The sequence below is a fragment of the Blastococcus sp. SYSU DS1021 genome (genome assembly GCF_054050995.1).
Window position 1 is genome coordinate 38,499 of sequence record NZ_JBJHAL010000018.1, and the last position, 20,702, is coordinate 59,200.

At 74.4% G+C, this 20,702-nt stretch carries 16 protein-coding genes and 4 tRNA genes; 10 read left to right on the top strand and 10 right to left on the bottom strand.

Annotation, left to right across the window (positions count from 1 at the left end; genetic code table 11):
- Positions 1-63: 63 nt before the first annotated feature.
- Together ACI8AP_RS14160 and ACI8AP_RS14165 are read right to left on the bottom strand one after the other, a co-directional pair.
- Positions 64-1,722, bottom strand: coding sequence for an AMP-binding protein (locus ACI8AP_RS14160; protein ID WP_456589994.1), 1,659 nt, complete (start codon positions 1,720-1,722; stop codon positions 64-66).
- A 21-nt stretch (positions 1,723-1,743) separates the two neighbouring features.
- Entirely contained in the window at positions 1,744-4,995 is a 3,252-nt protein-coding gene (locus tag ACI8AP_RS14165; RefSeq protein ID WP_456589995.1) for a carboxyl transferase domain-containing protein, read from the bottom strand.
- 58 nt (positions 4,996-5,053) lie between these two features.
- Between ACI8AP_RS14165 and ACI8AP_RS14170 the strand changes: the two genes are divergently transcribed.
- Both ACI8AP_RS14170 and ACI8AP_RS14175 read left to right on the top strand, forming a co-directional pair.
- Positions 5,054-5,695 (top strand): TetR/AcrR family transcriptional regulator, encoded by a 642-nt coding sequence (locus ACI8AP_RS14170; protein WP_456589996.1) that lies wholly within the window; start codon positions 5,054-5,056, stop codon positions 5,693-5,695.
- A gap of 69 nt (positions 5,696-5,764) precedes the next feature.
- A complete protein-coding gene (locus ACI8AP_RS14175; protein WP_456590044.1) occupies positions 5,765-6,625 on the top strand; it encodes an MBL fold metallo-hydrolase in 861 nt (286 codons plus the stop codon).
- A 69-nt stretch (positions 6,626-6,694) separates the two neighbouring features.
- Here the strand turns inward: ACI8AP_RS14175 and ACI8AP_RS14180 are convergent.
- Positions 6,695-6,767 (bottom strand) — tRNA-Lys (locus ACI8AP_RS14180).
- A 922-nt stretch (positions 6,768-7,689) separates the two neighbouring features.
- On the opposite strand from ACI8AP_RS14180, the gene ACI8AP_RS14185 reads away from it, so the two are divergent.
- Positions 7,690-9,189: a malate:quinone oxidoreductase gene (locus ACI8AP_RS14185; RefSeq protein WP_456589997.1), complete on the top strand. Its 1,500-nt coding sequence runs from the start codon at positions 7,690-7,692 to the stop codon at positions 9,187-9,189.
- 436 nt (positions 9,190-9,625) lie between these two features.
- On the opposite strand, the gene ACI8AP_RS14190 is transcribed toward ACI8AP_RS14185, so the two are convergent.
- Both ACI8AP_RS14190 and ACI8AP_RS14195 read right to left on the bottom strand, forming a co-directional pair.
- Positions 9,626-10,471: a hypothetical protein gene (locus tag ACI8AP_RS14190; protein WP_456589998.1), complete on the bottom strand. Its 846-nt coding sequence runs from the start codon at positions 10,469-10,471 to the stop codon at positions 9,626-9,628.
- A gap of 33 nt (positions 10,472-10,504) precedes the next feature.
- The gene (locus ACI8AP_RS14195; RefSeq protein WP_456589999.1) at positions 10,505-11,380 is read right to left on the bottom strand and encodes a Rieske 2Fe-2S domain-containing protein; all 876 of its coding nucleotides are present in this window, start codon (positions 11,378-11,380) and stop codon (positions 10,505-10,507) included.
- A gap of 191 nt (positions 11,381-11,571) precedes the next feature.
- Between ACI8AP_RS14195 and ACI8AP_RS14200 the strand changes: the two genes are divergently transcribed.
- The 6 genes from ACI8AP_RS14200 to ACI8AP_RS14225 all read left to right on the top strand — a co-directional run bounded on the left by ACI8AP_RS14200 (position 11,572) and on the right by ACI8AP_RS14225 (position 14,498).
- Positions 11,572-12,087, top strand: a complete 516-nt coding sequence (locus ACI8AP_RS14200) for a GtrA family protein (protein WP_456590000.1) — start codon at positions 11,572-11,574, stop codon at positions 12,085-12,087.
- Between the two features lie 54 nt (positions 12,088-12,141).
- Positions 12,142-13,779, top strand: a complete 1,638-nt coding sequence (locus ACI8AP_RS14205; protein ID WP_456590001.1) for a metallophosphoesterase family protein — start codon at positions 12,142-12,144, stop codon at positions 13,777-13,779.
- 23 nt (positions 13,780-13,802) lie between these two features.
- The gene (locus tag ACI8AP_RS14210) at positions 13,803-14,135 is read left to right on the top strand and encodes a hypothetical protein (RefSeq protein ID WP_456590002.1); all 333 of its coding nucleotides are present in this window, start codon (positions 13,803-13,805) and stop codon (positions 14,133-14,135) included.
- 96 nt (positions 14,136-14,231) lie between these two features.
- Positions 14,232-14,304, top strand: a tRNA-Glu gene (locus ACI8AP_RS14215).
- 23 nt (positions 14,305-14,327) lie between these two features.
- Positions 14,328-14,401, top strand: a tRNA-Asp gene (locus tag ACI8AP_RS14220).
- A 23-nt stretch (positions 14,402-14,424) separates the two neighbouring features.
- Positions 14,425-14,498: transfer RNA gene (locus ACI8AP_RS14225), tRNA-Phe, on the top strand.
- A gap of 48 nt (positions 14,499-14,546) precedes the next feature.
- Here ACI8AP_RS14225 and ACI8AP_RS14230 read toward each other — a convergent pair.
- Both ACI8AP_RS14230 and ACI8AP_RS14235 read right to left on the bottom strand, forming a co-directional pair.
- A complete protein-coding gene (locus ACI8AP_RS14230) occupies positions 14,547-15,584 on the bottom strand; it encodes a glycosyltransferase (protein WP_456590003.1) in 1,038 nt (345 codons plus the stop codon).
- 169 nt (positions 15,585-15,753) lie between these two features.
- Positions 15,754-16,443, bottom strand: a complete 690-nt coding sequence (locus ACI8AP_RS14235) for a phosphodiesterase (protein ID WP_456590004.1) — start codon at positions 16,441-16,443, stop codon at positions 15,754-15,756.
- A gap of 218 nt (positions 16,444-16,661) precedes the next feature.
- On the opposite strand from ACI8AP_RS14235, the gene ACI8AP_RS14240 reads away from it, so the two are divergent.
- Positions 16,662-16,877, top strand: a complete 216-nt coding sequence (locus tag ACI8AP_RS14240) for a hypothetical protein (protein WP_456590005.1) — start codon at positions 16,662-16,664, stop codon at positions 16,875-16,877.
- A 67-nt stretch (positions 16,878-16,944) separates the two neighbouring features.
- Here ACI8AP_RS14240 and mftG read toward each other — a convergent pair whose 3' ends face one another.
- Genes mftG through ACI8AP_RS14255 form a run of 3 tightly spaced genes read right to left on the bottom strand, consistent with a single transcriptional unit; the run spans position 16,945 to position 20,652 of the window.
- Positions 16,945-18,474 (bottom strand): mycofactocin dehydrogenase MftG, encoded by a 1,530-nt coding sequence (gene mftG, locus ACI8AP_RS14245; protein WP_456590006.1) that lies wholly within the window; start codon positions 18,472-18,474, stop codon positions 16,945-16,947.
- Positions 18,467-19,786 (bottom strand): class I adenylate-forming enzyme family protein, encoded by a 1,320-nt coding sequence (locus ACI8AP_RS14250; protein ID WP_456590007.1) that lies wholly within the window; start codon positions 19,784-19,786, stop codon positions 18,467-18,469. Before ACI8AP_RS14250 ends, mftG begins: the two co-directional genes overlap by 8 nt.
- Positions 19,783-20,652, bottom strand: a complete 870-nt coding sequence (locus ACI8AP_RS14255) for an MBL fold metallo-hydrolase (RefSeq protein WP_456590008.1) — start codon at positions 20,650-20,652, stop codon at positions 19,783-19,785. The genes ACI8AP_RS14250 and ACI8AP_RS14255 overlap by 4 nt, the downstream gene beginning before the upstream one ends.
- Positions 20,653-20,702 lie beyond the last annotated feature (50 nt).

Consider the following 20,702-nt stretch of genomic DNA (forward strand, 5'->3'; position numbering starts at 1 on the left):
CCCCCGGACATGACGAGGGCTGCCCCGCAACAGCGGGGCAGCCCTCGTCGGCGTCCGGGGTGCTCAGGCGCGGTCCGCGATCTCCTGCGCCTCGCCGGCCAGCAGGTTCTTCTTGATCTTCCCTGTCTCCGTCATCGGGAACGTGTCGACGACCCGGACGAGAGGCACTTTGTAGCCCGACATCTGCCCACGCGCCCACTCCTGCAGCGCCTCGGCATCGAGGCTGGATCCCGGCACGGTGCGGACGAAGGCGACCGGGCGCTGGCCGCGCTCAGGATCCTCGGCGGGCACGACCGCCACGGTGTCGACGTCCGGGTGTCGTCCGAGGAGCACCTCGACCTCGGCTGGGAAGACGCTCATCCCCTTGACCTTGATCATCTCCTTGCGGCGCCCGAGGTAGTGCAGGCAGCCCATGTGGTCGATCCGTCCACTGTCCCCGGTGTGCAGCCAGCCGTCGACGAGCTGGGTCGCGGTCGCCGCCGGGTTGTTCCAGTACCCGGTGGTCACCGAGGGGCTGCGCACGACGATCTCGCCCACCTCTCCCACGGGCATCGGCTCGCCCGTCTCGAAGGAGACCACGGCGATGTCCGTACCGGGGACCGGCAGCCCGCAGAAGACCGGCTCGGCCCTGAGGTCCTGGTCACCGTCCTGGAAGCCGTAGGGACTGGTGTCCAGGGTGTTGGTCTCGGTCATGCCGTAGGCGGCCTCGCGCAGCACCCCGCTGCCCACCTCCTTGGACCACCGCTCGCGCACCTCGGGGGTGAGCTTCCGGACGAATGAGACCGCCTGGACGTGCCGCAGCGAGGTCAGGTCGCGGCGCGGCAGGTCCGGGTGGTCCATCAGCTCGAGGTAGTTCTCCACCGTCCCCACCATGAAGGTGGCCCGGTACCGGTCGATCGAGTCGAGCACCGCGGAGGCGTCCCAGCGCTGCATCAGCACCACGGTGCCGCCGAGCACGATCGGGATCAGGATGCCTAGGTCCTCGCCGGCGATCCAGAAGATCGGCAGGAAGCACACGCCGACGAATCCGTCGTCCGCCTTCAGCCCGGTGGCGCCGGCCCCGGTCGCCGCCGTGTAGATCATGTGCCGCTGGGTGTGGATGCAGCCCTTGGGCAGACCGGTCGTCCCGCCGGTGTAGTTGAGCGCGGCCACCGTGTCGAGATCGGTCGCGCAGCCGTCGTACCGCTCGTGCGCCACCACGTCCGGCCAGCCCGTGACCGGCAGCGTCGTGGTCCCCCCGTCACCGACCACGATCACCCGCTCGACCGGCAGCTCGTCCCGAGTCCTCTCGACGACGTCGAGCAGCGGAGCCGCCGTCACGAGGATCCTGGCACCGCTGTCGTTCACCTCGTACGCCAGCTCGCCCGGCTGGAACATCGGATTGATCGGGACATGCACCGCACCCAGCCGCAGCACGGCCAGGAAGGTGACGATGAACTCCGGGCTGTTGGGGAGAAAGACGCCGACTCGGTCACCGGGACGCACGCCCGCCGTCTGCAGCCACCCGGCCGCCCGGCGGTTGAGGTCGTCGAGCTCGCTGTAGGTGATGTCGCGACCCTGGAAGCTCACGGCCACCCGGTCCGGCGCCGTGGCGGCCCAATGGGCGACGTGCTCGGGCAGACTGATCTCGCCCAATGGGTAGACCACACTGCTCGGGGTGTCCGGAGGTCGCAGTGACTCCTGCCGCGCGCGCAGGTCCTCCAGGTAGCTCTCGATGTCCATGCTCACTCCTTCCGGGTCGTGTCACCAGGTGTCGACGTAGGACCGCCGCCGTTCGCGGGGTGCCGTCCAGCCGCCCACGACGTCGCGGATCCAGCGCCGTGTGTCCACGGGATCGATCACGTCGTCGAGCTCGAACACCATCGCGGCGTTGACGGCCTTCCCGGACCGGTAGTGCTGGGCGACCAGTTCGTCGTAGCGGCGGCGCCGCTGCTCGCCGTCCGTCAGCGCGTCGAGCTCCTTGGCGTACCCGAGGCGGACCGCTCCCTCCAGCCCCATCGGCCCGACCTCCCCGGTGGGCCAGGCGACGGTCGCCAGCGTCTCGCGGAAGCTGCCGGCCGCCATCGCCTGCGCACCCAACCCGTAGCCCTTGCGGAGCACGACGGTGATCACCGGCACGCTCAGGTGGGCCCCGATGACGAAGAGCCGGGAGAAGTGGCGCACGGTGGCGTCCCGCTCGGACTCCGGGCCGACCATGAAACCCGGGGTGTCGCACAGGGAGACCACCGGCAGCCCGTGCGCGTCGCAGAGCTGCAGGAACCGGGCCATCTTGTCCGCGGCGTCCGCGTCGATGGCTCCGCCCAGGTGCGCCGGATTGTTGGCGACGAGGCCCATGGGGCGGCCGTCGATCCGCACCAGCGCGGTGACGATGCCCCGGCCGAAGCCGTTGCGCAGCTCCAGCACCGACCCCGTGTCGGCGAGGGTGTCGATCACCCGCCGCACGTCGTAGACGCGAAGCCGGTTCTCCGGCACGAGGTGCCGCAGGCCGCGTTGGTCGGCCGCGGACCACGTCGCCCGTGGGCCCTGGAAGTAGGACAGGTACTTCCTGGCCACCTCGACCGCCTCGGCGTCGTCCTGCACGAGGACGTCGACCACCCCGTTGGGCACCTGCACCGACATCGGCCCGACCTCCTCGGGCGCGAAGCGGCCGAGCCCTCCTCCCTCGATCATGGCGGGGCCGGCCATCCCGAGGGTCGAGTCGGCGGTGGCAATCACGACGTCGCAGCTCCCGAGCAGGGCGGCGTTGCCGGCGAAGCACCGTCCGGTCAGCACCCCGACGGTGGGGACCCGGCCGCTCAGCCGGCCCAGGGCGGCGAAGGTGCCGCAGTCGAGCATCGAGGCCGCGATGTCGGCGATGTCGGTGTCCCCGGGCCTGCCGCCCCCGCCCTCCGCGAACAGCACCACGGGAAGGCCGCGGCGCTCGGCGACCTCCAGCATGCGGTCGGTCTTCTTGTGGCCGAAGAAGCCCTGCGTACCGGCCAGGACGGTGTAGTCGTAGCCCATCACGACGCACCGCCCCTCGTCCTCGGCGTCGTCACCGTTCACCGTGGCCAGGCCCAGGACCATGCCGTCGGCCGGGGTCGAGGCCATGAGGTCGTCCAGCGAGCGCCGACGGCGCTGCGCGGCCACCGCCAGCGCGCCGTATTCCACGAAGGAACCGGCGTCGACCAGGTCGGCCAGGTTCTCCCGGATCGTCCGGTGCCCGGTGCGGGAGCGCCGCTCCACGGCCTCGGGACGTGCGTCGTCGAGCACGCGCGCACGTCGGGCGTGGAGATCGGCCAGATCGGGGCGGACGTACGCAGGATCAGTCTCCTCGTCGGCCTGGTCGGCGAGCGCCACGTCGTCGGACGCCTCCAGGTGGACGAGGGGCTGCCCCTCGGTCACCTGCGCGCCCGGCGCGACGTCGACGGCCGTGACCACACCGGCCCGCCCCGCCGTCACGACGTGCTCCATCTTCATCGCCTCGACGACGGCCAGGGGGGTCGCCGCGGTGATCCGGTCGCCGGGCGCGACGTGCACCAGGACGACGGCGCCGGGGAACTCCGCGACGATGGCGTCGGGATCGGCGGACCGCTGCCCCTGCGCGGCCTCGGCGACGGGCAGCTCGCCGGCGATCTGGTGCAGAAAGTCCGTCGTCGCCTCCCCGGCCGCGAAGGTCGGGTGGGTCAGCACGGCACGAAGCACCGAGACGTTGGTGCCCACCCCCTCGATCCCCAGTTCGCCGAGGGCACGCGCCGCCTGCGCGGCGGCGGCGTCGAAGCCGGGGCGGCGGCTGCGAGTGATCACCTTCGCCAGCAGGGAGTCGAAGCTGCCGTCGACAGTGGAGCCGACGTCCGCGTGGGTGTCGACCCGCACGCCGGGGCCGCCGGGCAGCCGGAACCGCGTCACGGTGCCGGTGGCCGCGTGCGCGCCGCCGTCCGCCGTCATGCGCTCGGCGTTGACGCGGCACTGGATCGCGTACCCGGGGGCGGTCGGCCGGGCGCCCCGGTCGAGCCCGAGGTCGGCGAGGGTCGCTCCGTCCGCGATGCGGAGCTGGGTGACGACCAGGTCCACGCCGGTGACTTCCTCGGTGACGGTGTGCTCCACCTGGAGTCGCGGGTTGACCTCGATGAAGGCTGCCCTGAGCTCGCCACGCGCCAGGGCCGCGGCATCGACCAGGAACTCCACGGTGCCCAGCCCCGCGTAACCGACCGCCTCCACCAGCCGTACGGCGTGCCCGGTGAGGACGTCGCGCTGGGCGTCGTCCAGCGCGGGGCTGGGCGCCACCTCGATGAGCTTCTGGTGGCGGCGCTGCACGCTGCACTCGCGCTCCCCCAGGTGCACGACCGCGCCGCGGCCGTCCCCCAGCACCTGCACCTCGACGTGCTTGGCGACGGGCAGGAGCTGCTCCACGTACAGGTCCCCGTAACCGAACGCTGTTACCGCCTCCGAGCGGCACCGCTCGAAGGCCTCGTCGAGGTCATCCAGGTCCACGACGGCGCGCATGCCGCGGCCACCGCCGCCCGCGGCGGCCTTGACCATCACGCCGTCGGGATGCGCCTGGAGGAACTCACGCGCCTCCTCGAGGGACACCCCGGCGTCGGTGGCCGCCATCACCGGCACGCCGGCCGACACCGCGTGTGCGCGCGCGCGGGCCTTGTCGGCGAAGAGCGCGAGCACGTCGGGGGCCGGACCGACGAAAACCAGCCCGGCCTGCCGGCACGCCTCGGCGAAGGAGGCGTCTTCGCTGAGGAAGCCCCAGCCCGGGTGGACGTGGGTGCAGCCAGTCGCGACAGCGGCCCGGACGAACGCCTCGCCGTCGAGGTAGCCGGCGACGCCGCGCCCGGGGAGCACGCAGGACTCGTCCGCCAGCCGCACGTGAAGCGAACCGGCCTCCTCCTGCGTGTGGACCGCCACCGTGGACCCGCCGATGTCGGCGACGGCCCGCAGCACGCGGACGGCCACCTCCCCCCTGTTCGCGACCAGGACCTTCATGGCGACCTCCGACTGCAGCACCGCACGAGCAAGGACATTGACGTCAACGTCAACGTCCACCAAACCTATACTCCCGCCCGTGGAAGGCAAGGGCTGGTCCGTCCGCGAGGACCATCAGCGTGAGGACACCGAGCGGCGGCGGCAACTGGTCGACGCCGCCCGCGCGGTGTTCGAGCGCCGCGGCTACGGGCTGACGACGATCGCCGACATCACCGAGGAGGCCGGCACCAGCCGGGCCACTTTCTACGTGTACTTCGCGTCCAAGAAGGACGTGTTCCTGGTGCTCGCCGAGAGCGTGCGCGCGGACTTCGTCGCCGCCCAGGACATCTCGGCGCTCGACCAGGACGACGTGCGGGAGGTCCTGACCGTCACTGTCCGGAAGTTCCTCGACGCTGCGGTCGCCAACCTCACCCTGATCACGCTCCTCGACCACGAGTCGATCGGCGACCCCGACCTCAAGCGCACCTGGGGGGAGATCAGGGAGCGCACGATGGCCCGCACGGCGCGCTACCTGCAGAGCGCCGCCGAGCGCGGGCTTGCGCGGCTGCATGCCGCACCGTCGACGATCGCCCGCATGGGGTTCGGCACCGTCGAGGCGTTCGCCCCGCCCGTGGCCGAGGGCCGGATCCGGAGGGACGACGCGGTCGCCGAGATCGCCGGCCTGTTCGAGCAGCTCGTAGGGGTCGGCGCCGCCGACGCTGATCCCGCGGCGAGGTCCTGACGACGACGCGACGGCGAAGAGGGTGGTGGCGTGACTCTCGGGAGCACTGACGACCAGCGGTACGGAGGCGTGACGGTCCTCGGGTCGGCGGAGGGGGGCCGCTATCCCGGCGCGAACTCGCTCTTGCTCTCTGGAGCCGATAGCACCCTTCTCGTCGACCCATCACTGGAGGTGTCGCGCAGAGGGCGCTCCCTCGGCGCGGTCGACTTGATCGCCCTCAGCCACGGGCACGAGGACCACGTGGCTGGGCTGTCCGTCTTCCCGGACACCCCGGCACTGGCGCACCCGGCCGAAGCACCGGCGGTCCGGAATCCGGACGTACTGCTCGAGAATTTCGGCATGGACGTCGAGCAGAGCGCGGCGTTCCAGGCCGAGCTCCGCGACACGTTCGCGCTCGCCGGGCACGAGGACGTGCGCCCGGTGGTCGAGGGCCAGGTGATCGACCTGGGGGGGCGTACGGTGACCGTGCTACACCTCCCCGGCCACACTCCCGGGCACTGCGGCTTCCTGGTGGAGCCCGACGGCTTCCTGTTCCTCGGCGACATCGACCTCACGTCTTTCGGGCCGTACTACGGCGACATCGGGAGCGACCTCGAGACCTTCGAGTCGTCGCTCGCCCGCCTGCGCGACATCGAGGCCCGGTGGTACGGCACGGCGCACCACAAGGGTGTCGTGGAGGGTCGGGACGCCTTCCTCGCGCAGCTCGACGCCTTCGCGGCGGTCATCGAGCGACGGGAGGAGGCACTCCTGGCCATGCTCGCCGAACCCCGGACGCTCGAGGAGATCATCGATCGCCGCCTGGTCTACCGGCCGCACGTCGAACTCCCGTTCGTGACAGCCGTCGAGCGACGCACCGCGGTCCTCCACCTGGAGCGGCTGGAGCGCGTCGGACGCGTCCGCTCGGAGGACGGCCGGTTCGAGGCCACCTAGCCGTCGGCGCGACCGGGTGACGGGCGGATCGGCATGGTCGGCATGCGGTCACACAACACCGAACCGCGGTGGGCCCCGTGGGGATCGAACCCACAACCCGCGGATTAAAAGTCCGCTGCTCTGCCAGTTGAGCTAGAGGCCCGGCGCGGGTGCTCGGCCGAGGACCGGTGGCACCCCGGCGTGAGGCTACCGCCGGGGGCCGCTCGCGCTCGCCGGTCTCGCTGGTGCGTCGACAGCTCAGCCGGAACGCCACCCGTCGTCCGGGCACGGGCCCCGAGCACCGTGCGCCCCACGGCCGACCCGTTAGTGCGGCGGCCCGCCGCTCCAGGCGTACGGGCATCAGCAGCACGAGAACGAGCAGCCCCACCCAGAAGACGACGACGATCCACCACCAGGGCGACTGCACCACGGCGAGGACGACAGCGACCAGGAGCAGGACCGCCGCCGACGTCAGGGCGCGCACCCTCGTCGTGCCGAGGACGGCCAACCCGTGCTCCACGAGACGCAGAGCGGCCTGGCGCAGCTGATCGTCATCCGGAACGGGGCCCCGCCGCGCCGCTCGCTCCACCGCCGCACGTACGTGTCCGGTCAGCGGTCCGGCAGCTGAGTGAACTGCTTGCCCGATTCGATGCCACGTACCCGACCATCGGTCCGCAGATCGCCGCGACGACGACCCCAGTCGTCATCGACGCGCCGCAGCTCATGTCCCGGAGTAGCCGGAACAGCACGACCACGAAGGGGGCGAGCAGCATTCCCATGACCACGGACACCCGCCACCACGGGTACGCCCAGCAACCGCGCATTCACCTCGGCAGCCTCCAGCACCGCGGTGGCCGCCCGCGCCGGCGGTCACCCGGTCGGGTGCACGCGCCGGGACCCAACGACCGCCGCACCGGCCCGCGCATCACCCCCGGCGCGCCCGGTCATAACCTTGAGGAGCCGCACCCACGAAGCGCGGTGACATACCTCATACGCCCGCGATCGCATGTAGCGGCCGAATCCGGCCGACGATCGTTGAGGAGGCGCTGCGGCGCCGGGCCGAGCACACAGCCAGAGAGGCAGACGTGACTTCCGAGCGCAGCGTTCCCGACAGCGCGAACCCCGACGTCGTACTCGTCGGCGGCGGCATCATGAGCGCGACCCTGGCGCAGCTGCTGCAGGTCGTCGCCCCCGAGTGGAGCGTCGCGGTCTTCGAGTCGGGCAGCGCCGTCGCCGCCGAGAGCTCGGGGCCCTGGAACAACGCCGGCACCGGGCACGCCGCCCTCTGCGAGCTGAACTACACGCCTGCGGGCCCCGACGGCCGGGTCGACCCGAGCAAGGCGATCACGATCAACGAGCAGTTCCAGGTGTCGCGCCAGTTCTGGTCGCACCTGGTCCGCGCCGGCATGACGGGCTCCCCCAAGGAGTTCATCTCGCCCGTTCCGCACCTGAGCTTCGTCACCGGCGAGCAGGGGCGCACCTACATGCGCAACCGGTACGCCGCGCTGAGCGCCCAGCCGCTGTTCGCGGGGATGGAGTACACCGAGAGCCCGGCGGAGATGGCCGACTGGCTGCCGCTGATGATGGAGGGGCGCGACCCGGAGCAGATCGTCGCGGCCACCCGCTCGGTCGCCGGCACCGACGTCAACTTCGGCGCCCTCACCCGCCTGATGCTCGACGACGCCGCCACCCGCGGGGTGAACGTCCACGTCAACCAGCGGGTGGACGCGCTCGAGAAGGAGAGCGACGGCCGCTGGAAGGTGACCGTCCGCGACACCCAGACCGGCGACCGCGTGACGATGCGCGCCGGCTTCGTCTTCGTCGGCGCCGGCGGCGGTGCCCTGCCCCTGCTGCAGAAGGCCGGCATCCCCGAGATCCGCGGCTTCGGCGGCTTCCCGGTCAGCGGCATGTTCCTGCGCTCCCGGTCCCCCGAGCTGGTCGGCCGCCACCAGGCGAAGGTCTACGGCCAGGCGGCCGTCGGCGCCCCGCCGATGTCCGTGCCGCACCTGGACCTGCGGCTGATCGACGGCGAGTACTCGCTGCTGTTCGGGCCCTACGCCGGCTTCTCCCCCAAGTTCCTCAAGGCCGGCTCGATGTTCGACCTGCCGAAGAGCGTCAAGCCGAACAACCTCGGCTCCATGCTCGGCGTGGCCCGCACCGAGATGGCGCTGACCAAGTACCTGATCGGCGAGCTGATGCAGACCCGGTCGGCCCGGCACCGCACCCTGCAGGAGTTCGTGCCCACCGCCGAGCAGGGCGACTGGGACATGGTCACCGCCGGCCAGCGGGTGCAGGTCATCAAGCAGGACCCGAAGTCGGGCAAGGGCGTGCTCCAGTTCGGCACCGAGCTCATCGTCGGCGGGGACGGCAGCATCGCCGGCCTGCTCGGCGCCTCGCCCGGCGCCTCGACCGCCGTCTCGGCGATGCTGACCCTCCTGGAGCGGTGCTTCCCCCAGCGCATCGACGCCTGGCGCCCCCTGCTGCAGACGGCGATCCCGTCCTACGGCCACTCGCTGAACGACGAGCCGGCGCTGCTGGCCCAGGTACGCGCGGAGACCATGCAGACGCTGGAGCTCAACGGCTGATCAGCGGTAGCCCGCTCGACACCACGGCAACGCCCGGGGAACCGGTCCGCGCAGGACGGGTTCCCCGGGCGTCGTCGTCACAGCACGCCCAGCACCAGGAGCAGCAGGAGCGTCAGCAGCGCCGAGATCAGCAGCGAGCCGAGGCAGCCGAGACGGCTGGAGAACAGGAAGAACATCCTCGGGAGTTGCCCGCGCGCCGACGGACCACACCTCCTGTGCAGTGGGTCACCGTGATTCGGTACGGTCCACCCGTTCAGGGGATCGCGGTCGACCCCGGCGGTTACGTACCGTCATCATCGTTCCGGTCGGGGAACGCGACTCCGCGCCCCTGTCCGCCGCATCCTCCGCCCCGCGCTCCGGCGCCGGGCGGGCACGACCCCGGCCCGGCTGACCCGTTCCCCCCGGGGCAGCCGGGCCGGCTTCTTCCCCCACCGCCTCAGCCGCGCCGGCACACCTGCCGGACCAGCTCGACCAGGGCGGCACGCAGCTCCTCGTCGACGGGGAGGTCGACCACCAGCTCCGGTCGTCCGCCGATCCGCACCCCGACGGGGAAGAGGTGCGGCTGCTTGGCCTCGGCCAGCACGTGCGCGTCGCACGTGGCCACGGTGAAGGTGAGCGACCCTTCCGCAGCGCCGGTCCCCGCGGGCAGCTCCAGCGGCACCTCCGCCGCGACGTCGAACTGGACGTTGCCGCCCACCCGCTCCACGAGGATCCGCGCGTCGGGCCCCCGCCGGGCCAGCGTCAGCCGGGCGGTGAGCCGGTCCGGCCCGGCCCGCGGCCCGCTCACCCCGAGCTCCACCGCGTCGGCCACCGCACGGGCCCCGCACTCCTCGCCGTGGACGCGGTCGAGGGCCTCCCCCTCCAGCGCCACCCGCACGTGTTCCACCGTGCCGTCGGGCCGCAGCAGCGTCAGCCGGGCGGTCGCGGGCCCGTCACCGGCCGGGCACACCGCCTCGCCGTAGGGCGTTGGCAGGTCGACGACGCGCCCGGGCACGAACTCGGTGGCCACCTCGGTCGGCGGCAGCGGCGCGAAGCCGGGCGCGTCCAGCGCCACCGCGGTCACCGTGTACGGCGCGCCGCCGGTGTGGGTGATCCGCACCTGGATCCGCCCGCCGACGGCCTCGTCGGTGCGCAGGCGGACCGCCTCGGCGGCGACGCCGGGCACCGCCGGCACCAGCGGAGCCGCGGCGGTCGACGGCGGGGGATCCGCCTGCCCTCCGGCCGGTTGCGTGCCGCAGGCCGCGGCCAGCAGCACCGCCAGACCCACGGCCGTGCGCCTCATGGCGCCGCAGCGTAGAGCGGCGCCACCCCCGCGTCAGCGGTGCCGGCTCGGCACCCGGGCCATGACCCGGCCGGCGTCCATGCGCACCTCGAGCTTCTCCTGCGGGTTGGCCGCCGGCCCGCGGCGCGGCTCCCCGCTGTCGAGGTCGAACGCGGAGCCGTGCCACGGGCACACCAGGCACTCGCTGCCGCGCACCGTCTCCACCGCGCCCTCGTCCAGCGGGCCGGACAGGTGGGAGCAGGCCCCGACGAAGACGTCGACCCGCGCGCCGCGGCGGACGACGGCCAGCGGCACCGACATGCTGCCGCCCTTCCCGGTGCGCAGCGTCGGCCGCCCCTCGGGCAGGTCGTCGAGCGGTCCGAGGTCGACCCAGTCGGTGGTCAGTGCCCGGACAGCGGTGGCCGCGTGCGAGGCGCCCGAGGACTGCGCGTAGGACATGTGCCCGCCGATCGCCGCCGAGCTCCCCGCGAGGCCCAGGCCCGCGTACGCCAGCGCCCGGCCCAGTGCGCCCCTGCCCTGGGACCGGGCCACCAGCGAGCCGGCGTAGAGGCCCAGCGCGGCGGTGTTCATCAGCGCGTGCAGGGCGCCGAGCCGACGGACGCCGGCGCCCTGCTCCGACCAGTCCGCCGCTCCCGACAGGGCCGCCGGCACCGCCGCGGCCACCCCCGTGCCGATCAGCACGGTGGCGGCCGGCCGCAGCGGGGGCACGGCGTCCAGCAGTCCGGCCGACACCCAGCTGCCCACTGGCACCTGCACCAGCACCGGGTGCAGCGGATGCCCCAGCCAGGTCCCGTGCAGGACGTCCTTGACCGCGCTCGGCATGCCGAGGACGGCGCGCCGTGCGGGCTCGATGGCCTTGTCGAACGCCGACACGTCCGCGATGCGGTCCAGGAAGCCCATGAGACTCATGGCCGCCCCCTACCCGCGCGGACCCGGCCCGACGCACGGCGCCCCGACGACTGCACCGAGGTGCTCACAGGTGACCGTGAGCAAGGACACGGGTGAGTGCCAGTGACGCCAGGCATGTTCAGAGGTGACAGGGGTTCTGCCGAAGAGAATCCTTGACCTGTCCACCTGCGACCGACCGGAGGCCCTCCCCCGTGACCTGCCCGTCCCTGCTCCGCCGCGGCCACGCCGCCGACGCCGTCGGCGACCTGCCGCACGCGACGGCGCAGGGCCCGCCCGGGGACGCCACCTCGGCGCAGTTCCTGCGCGGGGACGCCACCTCGGCGCAGTTCCTGCGCTTCGTGCTGGTCGGCGCGGTCACCACCGTCGTCTACGCGGCGCTGTTCGTGGCGGGGCACGGCTGGGGCTACCTGCCGGCCCACCTCGTGGCGACGGCGGTCTCCACGGTGCTGGCCAACGAACTGCACCGCCGGCGCACGTTCCACGCCGACCAGCGGGTGCACTGGTTCACCGCCCAGTGGGAGGCCGGCGGCGTCACCGTCCTGGGCCTGCTCGCGACCAGCACCGCCCTGGGGCTGCTGGACGCCCTCACCGACGGCACCCACCCCCTGCTGCAGATCGCCACGGTCGCCGGCGTGACGGCCTTCATCGGCCTCATGCGGTTCCTCGCGCTGCGCTGGATCTTCCGCCCCGCACCCACCCGGATCTGAGCGCCTCGCCGCGCCGATCGGAACGACGACCCGGACGTCGCTAGCGTGGTCCACGTGAGCGAGCCCACCGCGTCGACGTCCCCCTGGCCCGGCCGGGCCCGGGTGGCCGGTCGATGGGCCGGCCGCGTGGCCATCGCGCTCGTCGGTGCCGTCATCGCGGTCCTGCTGTTCGCGCGGGTCTCCGCGCCCATCGGGCCGTTCGACGCCACGCTCGCCTTCCGCCCCGCCTCCGGCGGTGCGGAGGTCGCCGTCCCGCCGCTGGGCTCCCTGGCGGTCGACGCCTACGACGGGCCGCTCCGGCTGGACATCTCGCTGCAACGGGTCGACCAGGCCCGCGCGGAGGCGCTGGCGACCGACCCGGTGCGGCTGGCCGGCGTCGTCGACCGGGTGACCGAGGACCTGCAGTCCGCCGTCGTCCGGCTGGTCTGGGTGACCGTGCTGGTGGCGCTCGCCGGAGCCGCGCTCACCTCCTGGGTCGTGCTGCGCCGCCGCCGCGAGCCGCTCATCGCCGTCGGTATCACCGCGGCGCTGCTGGCCGGCACGGGCGCGCTGGGCGCCGCGACGTGGCGCCCCGAGGCGCTGTCGCAGCCGACGTACACCGGACTGCTGGTGAACGCCAACAGCCTGATCGGCAACGCCCAGGACATCGTCGCCCGGTTCGATGCCTACCGGGCGTCCCTCGAGGACCTGGTGGCCAACGTGGGCACGCTCTACGCGACGTTGTCCGCGCTGCCCTCGCCGAGCGGCACCGGCGACTCCGTGGCCCTCCTGCACGTGTCCGACATCCACCTCAACCCGGCCGGCTTCGACCTGGTGCGGCAGGTGGCGCAGCGCTTCGAGATCGACGGCATCCTCGACACCGGCGACATCACCGACTGGGGCAGCGAGCCCGAGAACCGGCTGATCACCGCGGTGGGCGACCTCGGCGTGCCCTACGTCTACATCCGCGGCAACCACGACTCGGCCACCACGGCGAGCATCCTCGCCGCCCAGCCCAACGTCACCGTCCTGGACGACTCGGACGTGAGCGTCGCCGGCATCCGGATCGTCGGCGCCCCTGATCCCCGGTTCACCCCGGACAAGAGCACCGGCGACGACGACGCGGGCGCCGACGTCCTCGAGCGGTCCGGCGAGGAGCTGGCGGACTACACCCGGACGCTGGCCGAGGACCCGGCCATCGCGATGGTGCACGACCCGAAGCAGGCGCCGCCGCTGGACGGCCTCGTGCCGCTGGTGCTGGCCGGGCACACGCACAACCGGGTGGTCGAGGAGCTCTCCGACGGAACCCTGCTGATGGTGCAGGGCTCGACCGGCGGCGCCGGCCTGCGAGCGCTCGAGGGCGAGTACCCGGAACCGCTCACCTGCACCGTGCTCTACCTCGACCCGGCCACCGGCGCGCTGCAGGCCTACGACGACATCACCCTCGGTGGGCTGGGCTCCACGGAGGTGACGGTGGAGCGCACCATCGTCGCGGAGAGCCCGCCGGCCGACGAGGCCCAGCTGCCCGCCGGCGGGGTGGCGCCCCCTGCCGTCGGCGGGGTGGAGCCGCCTGCCGTCGGCGGGGTGGAGCCCCCGGTGGTCGGCGAGGTGGAACCCCCCGACGCGGGTGTGGAGCCGGGGCCGGGCGGCGGCGTGGTCGTGCCCCCCGGGCCGGGCGGCGCCCCGCTCGCGCCGACCTCCCCGCCGGGATGACCGCCGGGTCCTACGCTCGCGACATGACGTCGACGACCCGCATCACCCGGTTGGCCGCTGGGGTGCTGGCCGGCGGCCTCTCCCTCGCGGCGCTCAGCGGCTGCACCCTCTCGTCCCAGAACGTCTCGTGCTCCGGGGGAACCTGCACGGTGACCCTCTCCGGCGACGGCGCGGAAGCCGAGATCCTCGGCACCACGCTGGCGTTCGACAGCGTGCAGGACGGTCGCGCCACGCTGACCGTCGGCGGGACCACCGTGTCCTGCGCCGAGGGCGAGAGCGTCTCCGCCGGCCCTCTGGAGCTCGCCTGCTCCAGCGTCACCGACGACTCGGTGGAGCTGCGGGCCACCCTCGGCTGAGACGGGTCGTCCGGCGCGCCGCCCCCTCTCGGGGGACCCCGCCTCGGGCGGGGCCCGGGAGCCATGTATTGTTCTCGCTGCCCCCGGCGAACACGAGCCCCCATCGTCTAGCGGTCCAGGACGCCGCCCTTTCAAGGCGGTAGCACGGGTTCGAACCCCGTTGGGGGCACGCAGCACCAGCACCACCAGCAAGGCCCTGTAGCGCAGTTGGTTAGCGCGCCGCCCTGTCACGGCGGAGGTCGCGGGTTCGAGTCCCGTCAGGGTCGCTCTCCGGTGAGGTCACCGGAAGGGGCAGGTAGCTCAGTCGGTACGAGCGCTCGCCTGAAAAGCGAGAGGTCGGCGGTTCGACCCCGCCCCTGCCCACACTCTCCTCATCGCACGGGCCCGGCAGTCGCCGGGCCCGTCGTCGTCTCACGCCCAGCTGCGGTCGGCCACCACCTGGGCGTAGACCTCGCCGTGCACCTCGCGCACGGCGGCGCGCTGGTCCTCCCGCCAGCTCCGGTCGGCGGGCCGCGGCATGGGCCGGGTGAGCGCCGCGCCGATCGCGGCGGTCAGCGACACCGGGTCCAGGCCTGTGCGCTCGTCGTTGGTGTAGGGCACGACGTCCGACCACTGGTCGGCGAACCACCCGCAGCTCGGCGCCACCACCCGGGTGCCGACGTCCCGGCAGATCTCGACGTCGGCCGAGTGCGTGCCGCACCGCTCGGGCAGCACCGCGGCGTGCAGCTGCTGCAGCTGGGCGGTCCATCCACCGTCGCCGACCAGGACGAGCTCCACCTCTCCCTCGTCGACGAGGGCGACGATCTCGGGATCCAGGGCCGGCGCCTCCGCCTCGTCGACGAGAACCCGCAGCCGGCCACCGCCCGACAGCGCGCCCGAGAGAGCCGCGCGGACGATCCCCACGGGGTCGGGGATCGTGCTGGACGCCGGCCCCACCCGCACGCCGACCAGCCCCCGCTCGGCGCCCAGCTCGGGGTCGGGGACGGCGATGGACGGGTGGGCCACGACGATCGCCGTGCGCCCGTACCGCTCGGCGATCTCGTCGGCCGCCCCGGGGGTGAGGGTGAGCACGACCTCCGCCGTCGCGAGCACCGCCGCGAGGTGGTCGTCGGTCTCCGCGGGCGCGGGGCGCTGCGGGTCGCGCAGCTGGTGGACCGTGACGACGAGCGGGATACCGAGCCGCTGCAGCTCCTCGGCCCACGCCTCCAGCTCGGTCGCGCCCAGGTACCCGTGGACGGCGTGCAGGTGGACGACGTCGACCTCGTCCGCGTGGACCGCCAGGTGGGCGAGGTCCAGCCACGGGCTGGGGACGACGTGGTCGCCGACCCGGATCGACCCGTCGGGGAGCACGGCGTCCACGTAGGGGTCGGTGTGCGGGATGGACACCACCCGGATGCCTGCCCCCGGCGTCGGGGGCAGCCCCGGGAGCGGGGGTTCTGCGTGCGTCACGCGCGGGTGCATCTCCTCGTGCGGTCGAGCTTCACGACAGCACGACGGTGCCGCTCGACGTCCTCAGCGCCCGGCGACGTCCATGCGCCCGGTCCGGTTCTGCATACCCCACGCGGCCCCCGGGCAATCGGTGATCAACTCCATCGGGTGAGTTGGCATCTCCGGCGCGTCACGAACCGGTGCGGCCGATCCAGCGCGCCGTGGCGTACGCCGGCTCGCGGAAGCGGGCGAGCGGGCCGTCGGCGGCCAGCCCCGGCGGCGGGTTCCGCACCGCGTCGAAGCGCAGGTCGGTGTCCAGCGAGCCGTGCCGACCGGTGGCCCGCAGCGTGGCGAAGGGGCGCCACTCCTCCAGGCCGCGGGCGGCCGCCAGGGTGAAGACGACGTCGCCCGACACGGCGGCCGCGGCCAGCGGCGCGGGGTCGGTGGGCAGGGAGGATGCCTGCGGGAGGGCGGCCAGCCGCACCGGCCCGACGGCCGAGCGGTAGGCCATGATCGAGCCGTAGGTCGCCGCCGCGTCCGCCCGCGGCACCGGCACCAGCCGCGTCAGGCGGCCGCGCCCGATGGTCGAGAGCAGCAGGTCGACCGGGGAGCCGTCCGCACCGGTCAACCGGATCGTCAGCCCCAGGACGTCGGGCAGCGGGGCCGGGAGCCCGGCGCCGCGCGACATCCGGATGACGACGTCGTCGGTACCGGCGCCGTCGAGCCACGGGACCCCGAACGGCGGTCGCGCGCCCTGCCGGTCCAGCACACCGGCCAGCACCGCCCCGCGCGGGTGCATGGGGCGGCCACGCCGCCAGCGCGCCACGGCGCCGAGCGGCACCGCCACCACCTGCCCCGCAGCTGCCACCAGATCAGGCACACGTCCTCCGTTCGACCGACGGCGCCTGCCCTACCCGCCGTCGACCGTCGGGCAACCGGCCGCGGCAGAGCGACCAGTGCGGCGGCCCCCCTCGGCGAAGGGTGCTGGGGCAGCTGGGGCGCGACGGGAGAACGCGGGTGAACTGTGCGCACGTCGCAGCCGATCTTCGGGGAGTTCTGCCCGGTGACAGCACAGCACCAACCGCCTACGTTGTGTACATGCTCTCCACGCTCCTGACCCTCGGCGGTGTACTGGTCGGCCTGCTCGTGCTCCTGGCCGCGATCGTGAGCCTGAGCGCCCGTCCGGCCACCACCAGCCGCGGGCCGCAGAGCGGACCCCGCACCCCGGCCTGGACGTCCGACGTCGGACGGCCGCACCCCGACGCCTGGTCGGCCCCGACCACCACCACCAGCGAGATGTCCGCCATCCGCTGACCCGGAGCCCGGGTCCCGGCGGCCGCGCCTCTCGCGCCGCCGGGACCCGCGCCGACGGCCGCGTGGCTCAGCTCCCGGCCATCAGCTCTGCGGCGCGTTCCCCGACCAGCACGGCGGTGGCAGCCGGTCCGCGGCTGGGCACCTGCGGGAGCACCGACGTGTCGGCCACCCGGAGCCCCTCGACCCCGCGGACCCGCAGCCGCTGGTCGACCACGGCTCCGGGATCGCTCTCCGGCCCCATGCGCGCGGTCCCGGACAGGTGGACGGCGGTGGTCAGGCGGGCACGGATCCAGGCGTCCAGCGCGACGTCGTCGGCCAGCACCGCGCCGGTCGGCTCGTCGGTCGGCACACCCACCGCGGCCAGCGCGCGGGTCCGCAGCAGCTCCGCCGCCATCCGCACCCCGTCCCGCATCCGCCGGCGGTCCGGCTCCTGCGCCAGGTGCCCGTACTCCACGACCGGGAGGGCGGCCGGGTCCCGCGGGTCGAGGACCAGCCGCCCGCGGCCGACCGTCCGCTGGAGCCCCACCCCGAGCTCGACCACCTCGCCCTCGGGTGCGGCGTGGCCCGTCATCACCTGCGCGAACGGGGCCAGCCAGGGCAGCAGCTCCAGGTCGCCCGGCACCTCGGCGCCGGGCGAGGTCCCGTGCAGGACGCCGTGCAGCGGGGACCGGCCGGGCGGGGCCGTGGTGCCCGACACGGGACGGAAGGGCAGGTAGACCAGCGGGTGGTCCGAGCACTGCTGCCCCACCCCCGGGGCGTCGACCAGCAGCTCGATCCCGGCGGCCCGTAGCACCGACGGTGGACCGATCCCCGAGAGCAGCAGCAGGTGCGCCGAGCCCACCGCCCCCGCGGCCAGCACCACCTCCTCGGCGCGCACCTCGCCGCCGGTCGTGCGCACGCCCACCGCGCGGCCGTGCTCGACCAGCACCCGCAGCACCTGGACGCCGCCGCGCACGGTGAGGCCGGGGTGCCCGCGGCGCGGGGCCAGGTAGGCCGCCGCGGTGCTGATCCGGACGCCGTCGACGACGTTGCGCGGCAACGGGCCGTAGCCGGGCGCGCCACCGGCGTTCTTGTCCGGCTCGGCCGGGACCCCCAGCTCCTCGGCCGCGGCGGCGAACGCCTCGGCGAGGGGCGGGGCGCTCCGCGGGCGCGTCACCGGCACCGGCCCGTCGGCCCCGTGGCCGGGGCGGTCGCCGAAGTCGCGGTCGTTCTCCAGCCGCACCAGCGCGGGCAGCAGCCGGTCCCACGACCACAGGTCGTTCCCCGCCGCGGCCCAGCCGGCGGCGTCCGCGGGCGTGGGGCGCACGAAGTAGCCGGCGTTCACCGCGCTGGAGCCGCCGGACACCCGGCCGCGGGGCACCCGCACGGTCCGCCCCCCGGGCAGCAGCCCGGGCAGGTCCCAGTTCGCCGGGTGCCCGCTCACCGCGGCGCGCAGGGTGCCGGCGTCGCGGAGCTCGGGCGGGACGCGCGCGGGGTCGGGGTGGTGCGCCCCCGCCTCGAGCAGCAGCACCCGCCGGCCGGCGTCGGCCAGTCGGGCGGCCAGCGGGCACCCGGCCGTGCCCGCGCCGACGACGACGACGTCCCAGTGCTCAGCCACCGGCCAGGCCGAGCACCCCGGGCAGGTCCAGCCGGCGCACCTTGCCGGTCGAGGTGCGGGGCAGGTCGGCCAGTGCGTGCAGCGACTTGGGGCGCTTGGCCGGCGCCAGCCGCTCCCGGGCCCAGGCGGCCAGCGCGCCGGCGTCCGCGTCGCCGACGTAGGCGGCCACCACCCGCTGCCCCCACTCGGGGTCGGGGATGCCGAACACCGCGCTCTCCACGACACCGGGATGGGCGTCGAGGACCGCCTCCACCTCCGCCGGGTAGACGTTCACCCCACCGGAGATGACCAGGTCCTCCCGCCGGCCGTCCAGCCAGACGGTGCCGTCGTCGTCGACCCGGCCCAGGTCGCCGACGGTGACCCGCTCCCCCCGCCACGCCGCGGCCGTCTTCTCGGGCGCCCGCCAGTACTCGAAACGGGCCCAGCGGGGCACCGCGCACCAGAGCTGGCCGCGCTCGTCGGTCTCCAGCCGCCGCCCCGGACGGGCCCGCCCCACGCTGCCGGGGTGGGCCAGCCAGTCCTCGGGCGAGCAGACGGTGAACTGCGCCTCGGTGGACCCGTAGAACTCCCACACGCTGCCCTCCGGCAGCGCCGCGAGGACCGCGCGCTTGAGCGGCTCGGGGCACGGCGCGCCGGCGTGCACCAGCCGGCGGAACGAGGACCAGTCGACGTGGTCCCGGGCGAGCAGCCGCTGCAGGTGGGTGGGGACGCAGAACGCCGTCGTCGGCCGGTGGGTGGAGATCACCCGGGCGGCGCGGGCGGCGTCGAAGGGGCCGGGCAGCAGCACCTCACCGCCGGCCAGCAGCGTGTGGACGGCGAACCGCAGCGGCGCGCTGTGGTGCAGCGGCGAGAGGACGACGTGCCGGTCCCCCGGCCCGAAGCCCCACAGCTCGATCTCCTCACCGGCCAGGGCGCGGGCGTCGTCGGCGCCCAGGACGCCGGACCACACGCCCTTGCGCCGGCCGGTGGTGCCGGAGGTGTAGTGCATGGGCCGCGCCAGGGGCACCGGGGCCAGCGCGGCCTCCGCGTCGCCGAGCAGACGCGCCGGGTCGGTCCCGGCGTCCAGCGCGGGGTCGGCGTCGGCGGCCAGCGCCGCGCGCTCCTCGGCCGGCAGCGCCGGGTCGAGCACCACGGGGACGACGCCGGTGCGCAGTGCGCCGAGGACGACGGCGAGCAGCGCCGGCGAGGCGACCGCGGACACGAGCACGCGGTCGCCCTCCCGCACCCCGGCGGCAGCGAGCCCGGCTGCGGCGCGCCGCTGGTCGCGCTCGCCGGCGTCGGCGGTGACCACGGCGACCCCCGCCTCGGTCATGCCGGCCGCACCCCGTCCCCGCCGACGAGCTCGACCCGGCCGTCGGCGGCGAGCTTGGCCAGGGTGGCCCGGGTCGACTGCGCCGCGGCCGGCCACACCTCGCGGGGAACGTCGGCGTAGACCGCCGCCACGAGCTCGTCGACGCTGCGGGCGCCACCGGCCAGCGCGTCGAGCAGTTGCTGCTCGCGGTGCGCCCGGTGCGCCAGGTAGTACTCGAGGACCGCACCGGGATCGGTGGTCAGCTCCGGGCCGTGGCCGCAGTAGAGGGCGCTGGGCCCCAGGTCGTGCACCCGCCGCAACGACTCCAGGTACGCCACCACGTCGCCCTCGGGGTGGGTGACGACCGAGGTGCCCCGCCCCAGGACGTGGTCGCCCACCAGGACCGCCCCGGACTCCAGGCGGAACGCCAGGTGGTCGGCGGTGTGGCCGGGCGTGCCGACGACGTCGATCACCGTCCCGGCCCGGGACAGCCGTTCCCCCGGTTCGAGCACCCGTCCGGCGGGACCCGCGACGTCCCCCGACGCCGCCGCGACGGGAGCGCCGAGACGGGCCCCCCACGGCAGCGCCGCCTCGGCGTGGTCCCCGTGGTGGTGGGTGACCAGGACGGCGACGCAGCGCGCATGCCGTGCGGCGAGCGCGGCCTCGACGGCGGCCAGGTGCGCGGCGTCGTCCGGACCCGGGTCGACCAGCACCGCCTGGCCGCTGCCCGGGGCGCCCACCACGTAGGTGTTCGTGCCGTCGAGGGTCATCGGCGAGGGGTTGGGCGCCAGCACCCTGGTGACCAGCGGCTCCAGCTCGGCGGTGCGCGGCAGTGCGCCGGGTGCGGGGAGCCCCCACGAGGTGCGGGGGTCGGTCGGGAGGGCCACCCCCGGCACGCTAGTGCGCCGCCGCCGGGGCGCGCACCCGGCGGCTACCC